The sequence below is a fragment of the Caballeronia sp. PC1 genome, from assembly GCF_021353155.1.
GTDB lineage: Bacteria > Pseudomonadota > Gammaproteobacteria > Burkholderiales > Burkholderiaceae > Caballeronia > Caballeronia cordobensis.
In genome coordinates this window covers 763,554-778,763 of sequence record NZ_JAJUBH010000001.1, presented here as the reverse complement: position 1 = coordinate 778,763, position 15,210 = coordinate 763,554, and the positions used below count along the sequence as shown (strand labels likewise).

At 64.1% G+C, this 15,210-nt stretch carries 16 protein-coding genes; 7 read left to right on the top strand and 9 right to left on the bottom strand.

What is annotated here, in order from left to right; all coding sequences use genetic code 11:
- Window positions 1–113: 113 nt before the first annotated feature.
- The 3 genes from LY284_RS03795 to LY284_RS03785 form a co-directional block, all read right to left on the bottom strand.
- Window positions 114–1,474 (bottom strand): IS3 family transposase gene (locus LY284_RS03795; RefSeq protein ID WP_233384527.1). Its coding sequence is split into 2 segments (ribosomal slippage): window positions 114–1,138 and window positions 1,138–1,474, totalling 1,362 coding nucleotides; the frame shifts between segments, so codons are not numbered across the junction.
- A 119-nt stretch (window positions 1,475–1,593) separates the two neighbouring features.
- Window positions 1,594–4,191, bottom strand: coding sequence for an ATP-dependent chaperone ClpB (gene clpB / locus LY284_RS03790; protein WP_014191642.1), 2,598 nt, complete (start codon window positions 4,189–4,191; stop codon window positions 1,594–1,596).
- 124 nt (window positions 4,192–4,315) lie between these two features.
- The gene (locus LY284_RS03785) at window positions 4,316–4,810 is read right to left on the bottom strand and encodes an Rrf2 family transcriptional regulator (protein ID WP_014191643.1); all 495 of its coding nucleotides are present in this window, start codon (window positions 4,808–4,810) and stop codon (window positions 4,316–4,318) included.
- Window positions 4,811–5,078: 268 nt separating this feature from the next.
- Here LY284_RS03785 and LY284_RS03780 point away from each other — a divergent pair, with 268 nt between their 5' ends.
- Entirely contained in the window at window positions 5,079–5,621 is a 543-nt protein-coding gene (locus LY284_RS03780; RefSeq protein ID WP_014191644.1) for a group III truncated hemoglobin, read from the top strand.
- 22 nt (window positions 5,622–5,643) lie between these two features.
- Here LY284_RS03780 and moaE read toward each other — a convergent pair whose 3' ends face one another.
- Genes moaE through glp form a run of 3 tightly spaced genes read right to left on the bottom strand, consistent with a single transcriptional unit; the run spans window position 5,644 to window position 7,609 of the window.
- Complete coding sequence (moaE, locus tag LY284_RS03775) at window positions 5,644–6,117, bottom strand: molybdopterin synthase catalytic subunit MoaE (RefSeq protein ID WP_014191645.1); 474 nt, start codon at window positions 6,115–6,117, stop codon at window positions 5,644–5,646.
- 3 nt (window positions 6,118–6,120) lie between these two features.
- Complete coding sequence (gene moaD / locus LY284_RS03770) at window positions 6,121–6,378, bottom strand: molybdopterin converting factor subunit 1 (RefSeq protein WP_014191646.1); 258 nt, start codon at window positions 6,376–6,378, stop codon at window positions 6,121–6,123.
- Between the two features lie 4 nt (window positions 6,379–6,382).
- Window positions 6,383–7,609 (bottom strand): gephyrin-like molybdotransferase Glp, encoded by a 1,227-nt coding sequence (gene glp / locus LY284_RS03765; protein ID WP_375294228.1) that lies wholly within the window; start codon window positions 7,607–7,609, stop codon window positions 6,383–6,385.
- A gap of 222 nt (window positions 7,610–7,831) precedes the next feature.
- On the opposite strand from glp, the gene LY284_RS03760 reads away from it, so the two are divergent.
- The 6 genes from LY284_RS03760 to LY284_RS03735 all read left to right on the top strand — a co-directional run bounded on the left by LY284_RS03760 (window position 7,832) and on the right by LY284_RS03735 (window position 12,881).
- A complete protein-coding gene (locus tag LY284_RS03760) occupies window positions 7,832–8,377 on the top strand; it encodes an NUDIX hydrolase (protein WP_014191648.1) in 546 nt (181 codons plus the stop codon).
- 11 nt (window positions 8,378–8,388) lie between these two features.
- Window positions 8,389–9,120: a leucyl/phenylalanyl-tRNA--protein transferase gene (gene aat, locus LY284_RS03755; RefSeq protein WP_014191649.1), complete on the top strand. Its 732-nt coding sequence runs from the start codon at window positions 8,389–8,391 to the stop codon at window positions 9,118–9,120.
- 96 nt (window positions 9,121–9,216) lie between these two features.
- Window positions 9,217–10,035 (top strand): arginyltransferase, encoded by an 819-nt coding sequence (locus LY284_RS03750; protein WP_014191650.1) that lies wholly within the window; start codon window positions 9,217–9,219, stop codon window positions 10,033–10,035.
- A 108-nt stretch (window positions 10,036–10,143) separates the two neighbouring features.
- Window positions 10,144–11,166, top strand: a complete 1,023-nt coding sequence (locus tag LY284_RS03745; protein WP_014191651.1) for a quinone-dependent dihydroorotate dehydrogenase — start codon at window positions 10,144–10,146, stop codon at window positions 11,164–11,166.
- A gap of 119 nt (window positions 11,167–11,285) precedes the next feature.
- Window positions 11,286–12,086: a cystine ABC transporter substrate-binding protein gene (locus tag LY284_RS03740; protein ID WP_014191652.1), complete on the top strand. Its 801-nt coding sequence runs from the start codon at window positions 11,286–11,288 to the stop codon at window positions 12,084–12,086.
- 135 nt (window positions 12,087–12,221) lie between these two features.
- Entirely contained in the window at window positions 12,222–12,881 is a 660-nt protein-coding gene (locus tag LY284_RS03735; RefSeq protein ID WP_014191653.1) for an amino acid ABC transporter permease, read from the top strand.
- 10 nt (window positions 12,882–12,891) lie between these two features.
- Here LY284_RS03735 and LY284_RS03730 read toward each other — a convergent pair whose 3' ends face one another.
- The 3 genes from LY284_RS03730 to LY284_RS03720 form a co-directional block, all read right to left on the bottom strand.
- Window positions 12,892–13,896, bottom strand: a complete 1,005-nt coding sequence (locus LY284_RS03730) for a Gfo/Idh/MocA family protein (RefSeq protein ID WP_050878288.1) — start codon at window positions 13,894–13,896, stop codon at window positions 12,892–12,894.
- Between the two features lie 162 nt (window positions 13,897–14,058).
- The gene (locus LY284_RS03725) at window positions 14,059–14,811 is read right to left on the bottom strand and encodes a FadR/GntR family transcriptional regulator (RefSeq protein ID WP_014191655.1); all 753 of its coding nucleotides are present in this window, start codon (window positions 14,809–14,811) and stop codon (window positions 14,059–14,061) included.
- Window positions 14,804–15,151, bottom strand: coding sequence for a hypothetical protein (locus LY284_RS03720; protein WP_148276052.1), 348 nt, complete (start codon window positions 15,149–15,151; stop codon window positions 14,804–14,806). The genes LY284_RS03725 and LY284_RS03720 overlap by 8 nt, the downstream gene beginning before the upstream one ends.
- Window positions 15,152–15,210 lie beyond the last annotated feature (59 nt).

Genomic DNA, 15,210 nt, shown 5'->3' with positions numbered 1-15,210 from the left:
GCTTCGCCGTGCGGGGCTTTTTGCATTTCGGGCGGCGAGCTTGCGGGTCATGTCACGGGCATAAAAAAAGCAACGGATCGTGAACTGACCCCGCAAAGTTGGACAGTTTTGGGCTAGGCCGCTAAGGGCTGAGTTCTGTACATCACAGGACTCGGCCCTTTCAGCTTCAGCTTGATGCGGTGGTGATTGTAGTAGTGAATGTAGCGTCTGATTCCGGCCTGAAGGGCTTCGATGCTCTCGAAGCGGTTGGGGTAGAAGAACTCCGACTTCAAAGTGCCGAAGAAGCTTTCCATGGTGGCGTTGTCGTGGCAGTTGCCCTTGCGCGACATGCTTTGCGTCAGGGCTCGTTGCGAGAGCAACGCCTGGTAAGCGCCCATCTGATAGTGCCAGCCTTGATCCGAGTGGACCAAGGGGCGATCATCGACTTCCAGCCTTCTGAACGCCTTTTTGATCATGTTGGCGACCATCGCGAATGCCGGACGAGTGGCCGTCTCATAGGCGATGATCTCGCCGTTATACAGATCCAGCACCGGCGATAGATAAAGCTTTCGCTCGCCCACCCGGAATTCAGTGATATCGGTGACCCACTTCTGGTTCGGCCCTGCGGCATCGAACTGTCTTTGCAGCACGTTCGGCGCAACCCGTCCCACCGTCCCGCGGAAGGCCTGAAACTTCTTCGGGCGCACCAGCGACTTCAGTTTCATGAGGTGCATCAACCGCTGGACGGTCTTGTGATTCACAACCGTGCCCAAATGCCGGACTGCGTGAGTAATGCGTCGATAGCCATAACGCCCTTTGTGCTGCTCGAACACAGAACGAATACGCGCCTTGAGCTGCGCGTGTTTGTCCGCCTTGCGTGAAGCCTTGCATTGGTAGTAGAACGTGCTGCGCGCCAGGCCGGCCACTTTCAGCAGGCCGTCGAGCGCAAACTCATGCCTCAACCCGGCCACTACTTGCGCTTTTTGCGCTGCGCTGTAGGGCTTTCCGAGCGGATCAAGGCATCGAGTTTTTAGGTACGCATTCTCCATGCGCAGATAGTTCAGCTCCTTCAGGAGCTCTTCCTTCGTGCGGGCCTCGTCGGGTTTGGACGAAACAGCTGGCGCAGATGACTTGGGTTGCTTCACGGAGCGTCCTCGGGGCGCGGCTCAAGGGCCTGCATACCTCCCGAATCATACCGGCGCTTCCAGACATTAATCGCGCTCGGATTGCGGATATCGAAGATCGCGGCCGTCTCTCGGCACGACAGGGCCTTGGTGTGCATGAACTGCAGCACCTTCAGTTTGAATGGGCCGTCGTAGAAACTGTACTTCTTCTTAAACGCCGCCTCGCCATGCGCCCGCCACGCCGCCACCCATTTATGCACCGTGCCACGGCCCACGCCATGTTGACGCCCCACCTCTCCGAAACCGCCGCGCTCGCCTGATAAATAGTCTTGAACGACTCTGCGCTTGAGTCGTGCGCTGTACTTGCTCATGAAAAAACACCCCAAATCGTTGAACGGGTGTCCAACTTTTGGGGTGCAGTTCAATCGCTCCGTTGCCTTTTTCGATCGAACCGCCGTCCGGCCAACCTGCCGGACAGCGGAATCCCGCCTCAATGCACCACGCGATCGAACACGAACTTGCCCTCGCGCACGTCGACCGGAATGACGTCCTTCGGCCCGAACCGCCCGGCGAGGATCAGCTTGGCGACCGGATTTTCGATCTCCTGCTGAATCGCGCGCTTCAGCGGCCGCGCGCCGAACACCGGGTCGTAGCCGACCTTGCCGATCTGTTCGAGCGCCGCATCCGACACCTCGAACTCCATGTCGAGTTTGGCCAGACGGTCGTGCAGACGCTGCAGCTGGATCTTCGCGATCGCCGAGATGTTCGAGCGATCGAGTGCATGGAACACGACCACGTCGTCGATACGGTTCAGGAACTCCGGCCGGAAGTGCAGCTTCACTTCCTCCCAGACGGCGTCCTTCACGCTTTCCTGCGGCTCGCCGATCATGCCCTGGATGACCTGCGAACCGAGGTTCGACGTCATCACGATCACCGTGTTCTTGAAATCGACGGTGCGGCCCTGGCCATCGGTCATGCGGCCATCGTCGAGCACTTGCAGGAGCACGTTGAAGACATCGGGATGCGCCTTCTCGATTTCATCGAGCAGGATCACGCTATACGGCTTGCGGCGCACCGCTTCCGTCAGATAGCCGCCCTCCTCGTAACCGACGTATCCCGGCGGCGCGCCGATCAGCCGCGCGACGCTGTGCTTCTCCATGAACTCGCTCATGTCGATGCGAACGAGATGGTCCTCCGAATCGAACAGGAACGCGGCCAGCGCCTTGCACAGCTCCGTCTTGCCGACGCCCGTGGGGCCGAGGAACAGGAACGAGCCATACGGCCGGTTCGGGTCCGACAGACCGGCGCGCGAACGGCGAATCGCGTCAGCCACCGCGCCGATCGCTTCGTCCTGACCGATCACGCGCTCGTGCAGCTTGCTCTCGATCTGCAACAGCTTTTCGCGCTCGCCTTGCATCATCCGCGACACGGGAATGCCGGTTGCGCGCGACACGACTTCCGCGATTTCTTCCGCGCCGACCTGCGTACGCAACAGGCGCGGCCGGGTCGGATTGTTCTGCTCCTGCGACTCGGCCTGCGTCACCTGCTTCAGCCGCGCTTCGAGCTCGGGCAGCTTGCCGTACTGCAACTCGGCAACCTTCTCCAGCTTGCCTTCGCGTTGCAGGCGCGTGATATCCGCGCGCACCTTCTCGATTTCTTCCTTCAGTTGCGCGCTGCCCTGCACCGCCGCTTTCTCGGCAGTCCAGATTTCCTCGAGATCGGAATATTCGCGATTCAGCCGCTCGATTTCCTCTTCGATGAGCTGCAAACGCTTCTGCGACGCTTCGTCCTTCTCCTTCTTCACGGCTTCGCGCTCGATCTTCAACTGGATGAGACGGCGGTCCAGCTTGTCCATCTCTTCGGGCTTCGAATCGATTTCCATCTTGATGCGCGACGCGGCTTCATCGATCAGATCGATGGCCTTGTCCGGCAAAAAGCGGTCCGTGATATAGCGATGCGACAGTTCCGCCGCCGCGACGATCGCCGGGTCGGTGATCTCGACGCCGTGATGCAGCTCGTATTTCTCCTGCAAGCCGCGCAGGATCGCGATGGTCGCCTCGACCGACGGTTCGTCGACGAGCACTTTCTGGAAACGCCGCTCGAGCGCCGCATCCTTTTCGATGTACTTGCGATATTCGTCGAGCGTGGTCGCGCCGATGCAATGCAGCTCGCCGCGCGAGAGCGCGGGCTTTAGCATATTGCCCGCATCCATCGCGCCTTCGGCCTTGCCCGCGCCGACCATCGTGTGGATTTCATCGATGAAGACGATGGTCATGCCCTCGTCCTTCGCGATGTCGTTGAGCACGGCCTTGAGGCGCTCCTCGAACTCGCCGCGATACTTCGCGCCCGCGAGCAGCGCCGCCATGTCGAGCGACAGCACGCGCTTGCCCTTGAGCGTTTCCGGCACTTCGCCATTGACGATGCGCTGCGCGAGCCCTTCGACGATCGCCGTCTTGCCGACGCCCGGTTCGCCGATCAGCACCGGATTGTTCTTCGTGCGGCGCTGCAGGATCTGGATCGAGCGGCGGATTTCGTCGTCGCGGCCGATCACGGGATCGAGCTTGCCGGCGCGGGCGCGCTCGGTCAGATCGACCGTGTACTTCTTGAGCGCCTCGCGCTGGCTTTCGGCGTCCTGGCTGTCGATCTGCGCGCCGCCGCGCACGGCGTTGATCGCCGCTTCGAGCGCCTTGCGCGTCAAGCCGTGCTGCTTCCCGAGGCGGCCCGCTTCGCCGCGGTCATCGGCGACGGCGATCAGGAACATTTCGCTCGCGATGTACGTGTCGTTGAGCTTTTGCGCTTCCTTGTCCGCGGCGTTGAGCAAGCCCGCGAGTTCGCGGCTCACTTGAACGTTGCCGTCCGTGCCCTGAACTTGCGGAAGGCGCGCGATCGCATCGTTGAGCGACGCCTGCAACGCCTGCACCTGCACGCCCGCGTGCGACAGCAGCGAGCGCGCGGACCCGTCCTGCTGCGCGATCAGCGCCGCCAGCAAGTGAACCGGCTCGATGTACTGGTTGTCGTGCCCGACTGCCAGGCTCTGCGCGTCCGACAGCGCTTCCTGGAATTTGGTGGTGAGTTTGTCGATTCTCATTTTTCGAAGCTCCAATTCTGAATACGATCAAAATGAGGCGCTTTTCATCACTTTCAAGCGTTGTTTGGCTCGATTAGTGCATTTTTCGATCTTCGACAATCATGGGCGCGGCGGCGCCGGCCGATCAGGAAGGCCCGCCGCCCGCAGCAAGCGCTTCCGCTGGAACCTGCGCGATGGCGGCAATGCCCAGCAGCGCCGCAAGCTCGTTCGCCGGATGCGCGAGCTCGCCGATCGTGTGCTTGTCGAGCTCGGCGAGAAAGGCATCGCGCGCGGCCGCGAGCACGCCCCGCAAGCGGCAATGCGGCTGAATCACGCAGCGTTGCGCCGCAGTGTCCCGTTCCGCGAAGCAGCCGACGATCGCAAAATCGCTCTCGGTCTTGCGCACGATCTCGCCGATCGTGAGGTCGTTCGTGCGCGCGGCGATCCGCAGCCCGCCGTTGCGCCCGCGCACGGTCTCGACCCAGCCGAGCTCGCCCAGTTGCTGGACGATCTTCATCAGGTGATTCTTCGAAATGCCGTAGGCGTCCGAGATTTCCTGGATCGTCGAGAGGCCGGAAGGCCGGACGGAGAGATACAGCAAAACGCGCAGCGCGTAATCGGTGTAGTCGGTCAGTCGCATGATGTCGCGCGATTCAGATTGAAGATTGGGATTGAATTAAGCGCCTCGGCGCATCGACGAACGGCGGAACAACGAGAAGGATTCGAGACGGAAGCGGCGCACTATCCGTACGCGGGCTGGCACAATGGAGCCGATACGGCGCGCGCCAGCCGCCGTTGCAGGGGAAGCCTCGCGCGGGTCATCGCCATTGTGCTTCATATCGCCGCCTTTCGTCAGTAAAACACGGCTGCCGGTTCGAACCGCCGACCGAACGCATGATCGCTTCGCCATGAACTCAGACCAACAGCCCGCCACGGCCGCGCGGGAACGCGAACCCAACGAGACCAACGTCCGCGCGCTGGTCGACGCCTTCTACCGCCGGGTCGACGACGATCCGCTCCTCGGCCCGATCTTCTCCCGCGCGCTCGCGGGCCGCTGGGACGAGCATCTCGCGAAGATGACCACGTTCTGGTCGAGCCTCGTGCTCGGGTCGAAGCAATATCGCGGAAACGTGCAGGAAGCGCATCGGCCGATCGACGATATCGAGCCGCGCCACTTCGCGCGCTGGCTGTCGCTTTTTCTGAACACGGTGGAAGCGCGCTACGAGCCCGCCGCCGCCGTGCAGTTCATGGAGCCCGCGCTGCGCATCGCGCAGAGCCTCCAGTTGAGCAAATTCGGCTGGGACTATCAGATTCCCGCCGAGCAGCAGGCCCTGCTCGCGGCGCTCAAGCACCAGCGCACGGGCGGCGCGCCCGAGCCGCGCTTTCCCGAACGGCCGGACGCCGAGCCGTTTCCGGCGAAGTTCATCGGCAAACCGGCTGACGAGCAATAGCGGCAACCCTAGCGGCGAGCGCTCAGGACTTCGCGTTCTGCCAGCGCGCGAGCGCCGCATCGTCGGATTCGCGCGCATCGACCCAGCGCTCGCCGGCCTCCGTCTTTTCCTTCTTCCAGAACGGCGCCTGCGTCTTCAGGTAATCCATCACGAAGGCGCAGGATTCGAACGCCTCCGCGCGATGCATCGCCGTGGTCGCGACGAGCACGATCTGATCGAGCGGCTTCAGCTTTCCCACGCGATGCACGATCAGCACGTCGGAGCCGCGCCAGCGCGCGCGCGCCTGATCGGCGATCGCTTCCAGCGACTTTTCCGTCATGCCGGGATAGTGCTCGAGCTCCATCGTCTCGACGGCGCTGCCCTCGTTCAGATCGCGCACCGTGCCGACGAAGCACGCGACCGCGCCCACTTTCGGATTGTCGGCGCGCAGGGCCGCGACTTCCGCGCCGATGTCGAAATCGGCTTCCTGCACGCGGATCTTGGCATGTGTCGACATCGCTCAGCCACCCGTGACCGGCGGAAAGAACGCGACTTCGCAGCCTTCGGTGATGCGCTGCGACGGCCCTGTCATCACATGATTGCAGGCCATGCGCAGCGCGCGGCCCTCGGCGAGCGTGTCTTCCCAGACGCCGCCGCGCACGCGCAGCCACGCACGGACGTCGCCGACGTTGACCACGCTGTCGGGCACCGTGACCGTTTCGTTCGCGACGCCCAGCGCCTCGCGCACACTCGCGAAAAATCTTAGATCGATCTTCATTTCTCTACCGCATCAGTTCTGAAAAAGGGATGAAACGCACGATTCCGCCGTCGCTGATCGCATGATTCGGCGGATTGTCGATGAGGCCGTCGCCCCAGACCGTCGATGTCAGCACGGCCGAACTCTGGTTCTCGAAAAGATCGAGGCCGCCCGCCTCGTTCACGCGCGCGCGCAGGAATTCGTTGCGGCGGTCGCCCTTCTTCTGGCTGAAGTCGGCGCGCATCGAATGAACGCGCGGCGCGACGTGCTCGACGCCCGCGAGACGCAGCAAAAACGGCCGCACGAACAGCAAAAACGTGCAGAAACTCGACACCGGATTGCCCGGAAGACCGATGAAATACGCCTCGCCGTCCGAAGCGCCGCGCCGCACCGCGCCGAACGCGAGCGGCTTGCCGGGCTTCATCGCGATCTGCCACATCGAAATGCGGCCTTCGGCTTCGACCGCGGGCTTAACGTGATCCTCCTCGCCGACCGATACGCCGCCGCACGTCAGAATCAGATCATGCTCGGTGGCCGCGCGCCGCAGCGTCTCGCGCGTCGCGTCCAGCCGGTCCGGCACGATGCCGAGATCCGTCACTTCGCAGCCGAGTTTCGCGAGCAGCGCGCGCAGCGTGAAGCGGTTGGAGTTGTAGATCGCGCCGGGTTCGAGCGGCTCGCCGGGCATGCGCAATTCGTCGCCGGTGAAAAAGATCGCGACGCGCACTTTGCGCACCACGTCGAGTTGCGCGCACCCGACCGAAGCAGCGAGCCCGAGCGCCTGCGGCGTGAGGCGCGTGCCCGCGGGCAGGATGACGGAATCGCGCCTGATGTCCGCGCCTTGCCGCGTGATCCATTCGCCCGCGGCGGGCGTCTGCGCGAACGCGACGCGGCCGTCGTCCGCGACTTGCGCCATCTCCTGCATCACGACCGTATCGGCGCCGGGCGGCACCGTCGCGCCCGTGAAGATGCGCGCGGCCGTGCCTGCCGCGAGCGGCGCGGCCGCGTGGCCCGCCGGAATGCGCTGCGACACCGGCAACGCGACGCTCGCGTGATCGGTCGCGCCGGCGAGATCGGCGGCGCGCACCGCGTAGCCGTCCATCGAACTGGTGTGCATCGGCGGGACGTCGAGCGGCGAAGTCACGTCGGCGGCGAGCACGCGATCGAGCGCATCGAGCGTATCGACGCGCTCGCGCCCGTCCACCCGGCGCGCGGCCTCGAGCAGACGGCCAAGCGCTTCGGCGGTTGCGAGCATGGGGGGACGGCTGGAAGCGGAGGGCGTGGATGACATGGAGTGTGCTTGAGGGCGCGCGAACAAGCGCGGATAAGAATAGGCAATAAGAATAGGCAGCCACTTATTGTAGCCAGAAGACAGGCGTCGCATCTTCGGCCCGAAGACATTCGCGCCACGCCAAAGCGCCTCAAAGCCGCCGCGGCGCGGTGATACACTCGCACCACACTTCCCACGTCCATTTCCATGAAATTCTGCTCCGTCTGCGGCCACGAGGTCGGCCTCGCCATTCCGCCCGGCGACAACCGCGAGCGCTTCGTCTGCGGCAACTGCAACACCGTGCACTATCAGAATCCGCGAAATGTGGTGGGCACCGTGCCGGTCTGGGACGACAAGGTGCTGCTTTGCCGCCGCGCGATCGAGCCGCGCTACGGCTACTGGACGCTGCCCGCCGGCTTCATGGAAATGCAGGAAACGACGAGCGAAGGCGCCGCGCGCGAAACGCTCGAGGAAGCGGGCGCGCGCGTGGAAATTCAGAGCCTTTTCACGCTGCTCAACGTGCCGCACGTGCATCAGGTGCATCTGTTCTATCTCGCGCGGCTGCTCGATATCGAAGTCGATCCCGGCGAGGAAAGCCTGGAAGTGAAGCTGTTCGAGGAAAGCGAGATTCCGTGGGACGAGATCGCGTTTCCGACCGTCGGCCAGACGCTGCGTTTTTTCTTCGCCGACCGCGCCGCGGGCAACTTCACCTTGCATACCGGCGACATTTTCCGCACGCTGCGCGACGGCTGAATCCCGAGAACATGGTTCCCTGGCTCGCCGACGACGATCCCTTTCCGCCCGTCGAGCGCGCGCTCGGCGCATCGAGCGGCGCGCCGGGCTTGCTCGCCGCCAGCGCCGACCTGCTGCCCTCGCGGCTCGTCGATGCCTACGGGCGCGGCATCTTTCCGTGGTATTCGGACGGCCAGCCCGTGCTCTGGTGGAGCCCCGATCCGCGCATGGTGCTCTTTCCGGCCGAGTTCAAGGTGTCGGAGTCGCTGCGCAAGACCCTGAAGCGCGTGGTGCGCGAAGCGGCCTGGGAAATCCGCGTGGACGACGACTTTCCCGCCGTGATGCGCGCCTGCGCCGAGACGCCGCGCAGCGGCCAGCGCGGCACGTGGATCACGCCGGATATCGTCGATGCGTACACCACGCTGCATCGCGCGGGCAGCGCGCACAGCATCGAGGCGTGGCACGACGGCGTGCGCGTGGGCGGGCTGTATGGCGTGTCGTTCGGGCGCATGTTCTTCGGCGAATCGATGTTCGCGCACCGCACCGATGCGTCGAAAATCGCGCTCGCGGCGCTCGTCGGGCACTTGCGCCGCCACAAAATAGAGATGATAGACTGCCAGCAGAACACGTCGCATCTGGCGTCGCTGGGCGGCCGCGAGATCGCCCGCCGCGCGTTCGTCGCGCATCTCAGAAGGGCCACGGCGCAACCGGCGATCGGCTGGCGCTTCGACAAAACCGCCCTTCTCGACGTGCTGGCACGCTAACCGCTACACGCGTAACGCCGATCGACCCACGAACTGCAGCCGCCGGCCGCGCGCCAGGCCGGCAACGACGAGACGACGCCTGCGAGAGCCGCCAACGTGACACATCCGAACGAGCTGCCGCTGTCACCGCTTTCCGCGCTGCAATTCTATGCAACAGCGCCTTACCCTTGCAGCTATCTGGAAGGGCGCGTCGCACGCTCGCAAGTCGCGACGCCGAGCCATCTCATCAATTCCGACGTCTACACCGAACTCGTCAAGGCCGGCTTCCGGCGCTCGGGCGTGTTCACCTACCGCCCGTATTGCGACGGCTGCCGCGCGTGCATACCGGTGCGCGTGCCGGTCGCGCGCTTCGTGCCGAACCGGGCGCAGCGCCGCGTGTGGAAGCAGCACGGCAATCTCGTGGCGAGCGTCGCGCCGCTGCATTACGACGAAGAGCATTACGCGCTCTACATGCGTTATCAGTCAGCGCGTCACGCGGGCGGCGGCATGGACCGCGACAGCCGCGACCAGTACGAGCAGTTCCTGCTGCAAAGCCGGATCAACTCGCGGCTCGTCGAATTCCGCGAGCCGGGGCATCCCGGCGAACCCGGCGAATTGCGCATGATCAGCATGATCGACATTCTCGGCGACGGGCTTTCGTCGGTGTACACGTTCTTCGAGCCGGACATGCCGAAGACGAGCTACGGCACCTTCAACATCCTCTGGCAGATCGAGCAGGCGAAGAGTCTGGACCTGCCGCACGTCTATCTCGGCTACTGGATTCGCGAAAGCGACAAGATGGCCTACAAGGCCAATTTCCGGCCGCTGGAAGGCCTGATTGACGGGCGCTGGACGCTGCTCGATCCGGTCAACACGCGCTCCGCCGGCACGCTGCCGATGCCCGGACGCATCCACGGTCCGGGGCAGCCGAAGTAACGCCCGGAGGGCGGCGCGGGTCGAGTCCGATCCGGTCCAGCCCGGTGCGTCGCCCAAAGCCGCTAAAATAGCGGTCTTAAAAAAATCGCCGTCGCCGGCTTCCACTTCGTGTTCAGTTCCCTCTATCCGCTCGCGCGTTCGCATCTCTTCAAGATGGACGCGGAAGACGCTCATCACCTGACGCTGCGCATGCTGTCCGCGGCGGGCCGCACCGGGCTCGCCGGCGCGCTCGCCGAACGCGGCCCCGATTCGCCCCGCACCGTCATGGGCCTCACGTTTCGCAATCCCGTCGGGCTCGCGGCGGGTCTCGACAAGGACGGCGCGTGCATCGACGGGCTCGCCGCGCTCGGCTTCGGCTTTATCGAAGTCGGCACGGTGACGCCGCGCGCGCAACCCGGCAACCCGCGCCCGCGTATCTTCCGGCTGCCGGAAGCGAACGCGCTCATCAACCGGATGGGTTTCAACAACCGCGGCGTCGATCAGTTCGTCGCGAACGTGAAGGCCGCGCGGTATCGCGGCGTGCTGGGCCTGAACATCGGCAAGAACGCCGATACGCCGATCGAGCGCGCCGCCGACGACTATCTCTACTGTCTCGAGCGCGTCTATCCGTTCGCGAGCTACGTGACGATCAATATTTCGTCGCCGAACACGAAGAATCTGCGGCAGCTTCAGGGCGCGGGCGAGCTCGATGCGCTGCTCGGCGCGCTCAAGGACAAGCAGCAGCGCCTGTCCGACCTGCACGGCAAGCTCGTGCCGCTCGCGCTGAAAATCGCGCCCGATCTCGACGACGAACAGATCAAGTCGATCGCGGGCACGCTGCTGGCTCACAAGATAGACGGCGTGATCGCCACCAACACGACGCTTTCGCGCACCGCCGTGACCGGCATGAAACACGGCGACGAAGCCGGCGGGCTGTCGGGCCGCCCGGTGTTCGATGCATCCAACGAAGTGATTCGCAAGCTGCGCGCGGAAGTCGGCGCGGACCTGCCGATCATCGGCGTGGGCGGGATTTTCTCGGGCGCGGACGCGCGCGCGAAGCTCGCGGCGGGCGCGTCGCTCGTGCAGATCTATACGGGGCTCATTTACCGCGGGCCGGCGCTCGTGAAGGAGTGCGTGGAAGCGCTCGCCTGAGCCCGGCCGTGCCGCATCGCATATAGACATAAGCAAACGATATTACGCCGCGATTGCATTCTTATATGATCGCCGCATCTCAAGCAAGACGCCGTCGTCACCAAGAGGAGAACAACACGATGAAACTGTCCACGCTCAAGAAGCTCGTCGCCGCCAGCCTGATCGGCGCGGCATTCACCGCCGTCGCCACCGCCGCCCACGCCGACGATCTGCTCGATCAGGTCAAGCAGCGCGGCACGCTGCGCATCGGTCTCGAAGGCACCTTCCCGCCGTTCAACTCCAAATCGCCGAGCGGCGAACTGGTCGGCTTCGATGTCGATATCGCCAAGGCCGTGGCCGCCAAGCTCGGCGTGAAGCCGGAGTTCGTGACGACCGAATGGAGCGGCATCATCGCGGGCCTGCAGGCGGGCAAGTTCGACGTGATCGTGAATCAGGTCGGCATTACCGACGCGCGCAAGCAGACGCTCGATTTCTCGCCGGCGTACACGTACTCGAACGCGCAACTGATCCAGCGCAAGGACGACACGCGCGAATTCAAGTCGCTCGAAGAACTGAAGGGCAAGAAGCTCGGCGTCGCGCTCGGCACGAACTACATGGACATGGCCAAGGCCGTGCCGGGCATCTACGTGAAAACGTATCCGGGCGCGCCTGAATATCTGCGCGATCTGGCTGCCGGCCGTCTGGACGCGGCGCTCAACGACCGCCTGATGCTCGCGTATCTGACGAAAAACTCGAATCTGCCGCTGCGTCCGGGCTCGAACGTCGGCGCGGGCAATCCGTCGGGCATTCCGTTCAAGAAGGGCAATCCGAAGTTCGCCAAGGCGATCGGCGACGCCATGACCCAGCTCGAAGCCGATGGCACGTTCACGAAGATCTCGGACAAGTGGTTCGGCATCGACGTGACCAAGCCCGCGAAGTAATTCGCTTCGTTTCCGGCGTCGCGAGGGCGGCATCGTCACGGTGCCGCCCTTCTCTTTTGCCGGCTCGGTTTAATATGTGCCGATTTGTTTCGCTCCGTCTCGTTTCGGCACCGTTTCAGTCAACGCGTCTCATCCATGTCCACGACATCCCTGCTCGTTCAATCGGCCCCCGTGCTGGCGCAAGGCGCGCTTCTGACGATCAAGTTCGCGCTCTACTCGATGTTCTTCGGCCTCATCGCGGCCGTCGTGCTGGCGTTGATGGGCATCAGCCAGAACCGCGCGCTCGTCGCGATCGGGCGCTGCTACGTGAGCGTGATGCGCGGCACGCCGCTGCTCGTGCAGATTTTCGTCATCTATTACGGCTTGCCGAGCATCGGGATTTCGCTGGAGCCGACGCCCGCGGGCGTGATCGCGCTGTCGGCCAACGTCGCGGCGTATCTTTCCGAGAGCATGCGCGGCGCGATTCTCGGCATTCACGCCGGGCAATGGCTCGCGGCTTACAGCCTGGGCCTCTCGCGCGTGCAGACGCTGCGTTACGTGATCGGGCCGCAGGCGCTGCGTATCGCGGTGCCGAGCTTGTCGAACAGTCTCATCAGTCTGATCAAGGACACGTCGCTCGTCTCGGTGATCACCGTCACCGAGCTTTTGCGCAGCGCGCAGGAAGTGATCGCGGCGACCTATCAGCCGTTGCCGCTCTATCTCGCGGCGGCGTTCGTGTACTGGATTCTGTGCAGCGTGCTCGAATTCGTGCAGCGGATCTTCGAGCGTCGCCTCGCGCTGCCGGGACGGCACTGAGGCTCGGGCATCAATCCTCTTCGAACGGAAAGCGCAGCTTCAGATCGCGCCGCGCGGCGTCGATGATCGCGATCATGCGCATCGACGTGGCGTGCGGCATCACCGGGCTTTCGGTTTCTCCGTTGCGCAGCAGCTCGCAGAAATGCGCGGTTTCGTAGTTGAGGCCGCCGCCCGCGAACGGCTCGTCGAGCTCGATTTTCCGGCCATCCGTATAAGCGATGGTCGCGCGCGCCGGGTTCCACCAGTTCTCGTGAATCGTCACCGTGCCGAGCGTGCCGCCGATCAGCGCATCGCCGCGGCCTTGCAGATCGAGTCCGCAGAACAATTGCGCGATGCCGCGTTCGTGGCGCACGTTGAGGCTCGCGAACACGTCGACGCCTGTCGCGCCGAGCCGGCCGATGGTCTGCACGTCGAGTGCCTCGCCGAGCCAGTCCACCGCTAGAAACGCCTCGTAAATGCCGATATCGAGCAACGCGCCGCCGCCCGCTTCCAGCGAGAACGACGGATGATCGAGCGGCACGTTCGCCATCGAGCAGCCCGCGCGCACGAGGCCGATGTCGCCGATCGGATCGTCTTGCAGATGCGCGCGCAAACGGCGGTACAGCGGGTAGAACGGCGGCTTCATCGCTTCCATGAAAAGCACGTTCGGCGCGCGCGCCGCGTCGATCATCTCCTGCAGCGCGCGCGCATTCACGGCGGCGGGTTTTTCGCAGAGCACGGGCTTGCCGGCCGCGAAGGCGCGCAACGCGTAGTGCGGATGGCTGTCCTGCAAGGTGGCGATGTAGAGCGCGTCGATGTCGCCGAGCATGGCGTCGAAGTCGCTGTAGGCGCGTGCATCGAACGCATCGGCGAGCGCTTGCGCCGTTTCCTCGCGGCGCGAGCAGACACCCGCGAGCCGCGCGCCTTCCACGTGCGCGAGGCTATCGGCGAAGCGCCGTGCGATGCGTCCCGCGCCGACGATGCCCCAGCGTATCGTCGTTCCTTCGATGTTTGCTTCGATGTTCGAATCGGTCAATCCTGCCTCCGTGCGCCATGTTCGTCGTCCGGCGATTGTGCCTTAACGCGACGCATCGCGAATCCGCGCGCGGACGACAAAATGCAGACGACAAAAAGCCGGGACCCCTCCCGGCTTCATGCACGAAGCTGAACGATGCAAAACGTCCGATGGTTACGCGCCTTATACGCCCGCGGACGCGTTCACATTCGGCGCGGCGGGCTGACTGCTCACGCGCTCCAGCGAAAACGCCCGGCCCACTTCCTCCGCGGCGAGATCGACGAGCGCGCGCGTCGCGGTTTCGGCGGCGGCGGAATCCTTCGCCTCGATCGCCTCGACGACACTCTTCTGCGCCGCGAGCGTCGCCTCGCGCACCGACTCGATCCCGTCGACGATCGGGTTCACCGTCACGAGCGCGCCGCGCACGATCGCCGTCATCTGGCGGAAGAACTGGTTGCCGCTCGCCGCGACGATGCGCGTGTGCAGCACTTCGTCGGCCGCCTGATACTCGGGCTCGCCCACCTGCAGACGCGAGAGCGTATCGAACGCATCGCGGATGCCGGCGATTTCGTCGGGCGTCGCGCGCGCCGCCGCGAGCGCAGCCGCGCGCGGCTCGATCAGCATGCGGAATTCGATTACATCACGCAGAAACGTCTGATCCGGTTTCGCGCGAAAACGCCAGCTCACCACGTCTTCGTCGATGAGACGCCAGTCGCTCATCGGACGAATGCGGGTGCCTGTTTTCGGCCGCACGTCCAGCATGTGCCGCGCGAGCAACATCGACAACGCCTCGCGCATGACGGTGCGGCTCACGTCGAACTCCTTCGAGAGGATGTCCTGCGGTGGCAGTATCGCGCCATATTTTTGCTCGACGATGCCGGAGACGAGTCCGTCCATGACCTTCGCCACCAGCGATCGCTCTTTGTTTTCATCCATCTCGCTTCTCCCCTTCCGCCTGTTCCGTAGCCGTGTGTATGAGCGCATCGCTTTCGCTTCCCCGGGCTGCGAAAGGCACGACGGGTTCCCGACAGGTCCATTCGTCGTGCTTGATACGTTGCGTCTTCGTTGCTTCGAATGCCAGTGAGGAATTTCCTGACAGGGTATTCCCTCTGACCTCGATATCGCAGTTTGGTTTTTTCTCTTTTTGGCGCTGCACGTGCATCTGCTGCGCCCGCGCCGCGCGCGCGCAGGCATTCATCAGGGAAACTGAAGAATGGCAGCGTCGCGGCGCGGCGAGGGCTTCGATTGCGGCCCAACTTCTCCTCGGACCGATCATGCACTCATTTGAGCAAGCATCCAGTAGGCTTTCTGTGCGAACGCGAACGCAAGCCCGCT

Excerpts from the sequence above, each read along its gene's own strand:
- clpB (WP_014191642.1), bottom strand. The coding sequence starts at position 4,191 with ATGAGAATCGACAAACTCACCACCAAATTCCAGGAAGCGCTGTCGGAC.
- LY284_RS03785 (WP_014191643.1), bottom strand. The coding sequence starts at position 4,810 with ATGCGACTGACCGACTACACCGATTACGCGCTGCGCGTTTTGCTGTAT.
- LY284_RS03780 (WP_014191644.1), top strand. The coding sequence starts at position 5,079 with ATGAACTCAGACCAACAGCCCGCCACGGCCGCGCGGGAACGCGAACCC.
- moaE (WP_014191645.1), bottom strand. The coding sequence starts at position 6,117 with ATGTCGACACATGCCAAGATCCGCGTGCAGGAAGCCGATTTCGACATC.
- moaD (WP_014191646.1), bottom strand. The coding sequence starts at position 6,378 with ATGAAGATCGATCTAAGATTTTTCGCGAGTGTGCGCGAGGCGCTGGGC.
- glp (WP_375294228.1), bottom strand. The coding sequence starts at position 7,609 with ATGCTCGCAACCGCCGAAGCGCTTGGCCGTCTGCTCGAGGCCGCGCGC.
- LY284_RS03760 (WP_014191648.1), top strand. The coding sequence starts at position 7,832 with ATGAAATTCTGCTCCGTCTGCGGCCACGAGGTCGGCCTCGCCATTCCG.
- aat (WP_014191649.1), top strand. The coding sequence starts at position 8,389 with ATGGTTCCCTGGCTCGCCGACGACGATCCCTTTCCGCCCGTCGAGCGC.
- LY284_RS03740 (WP_014191652.1), top strand. The coding sequence starts at position 11,286 with ATGAAACTGTCCACGCTCAAGAAGCTCGTCGCCGCCAGCCTGATCGGC.
- LY284_RS03735 (WP_014191653.1), top strand. The coding sequence starts at position 12,222 with ATGTCCACGACATCCCTGCTCGTTCAATCGGCCCCCGTGCTGGCGCAA.
- LY284_RS03725 (WP_014191655.1), bottom strand. The coding sequence starts at position 14,811 with ATGGATGAAAACAAAGAGCGATCGCTGGTGGCGAAGGTCATGGACGGA.
- LY284_RS03720 (WP_148276052.1), bottom strand. The coding sequence starts at position 15,151 with ATGATCGGTCCGAGGAGAAGTTGGGCCGCAATCGAAGCCCTCGCCGCG.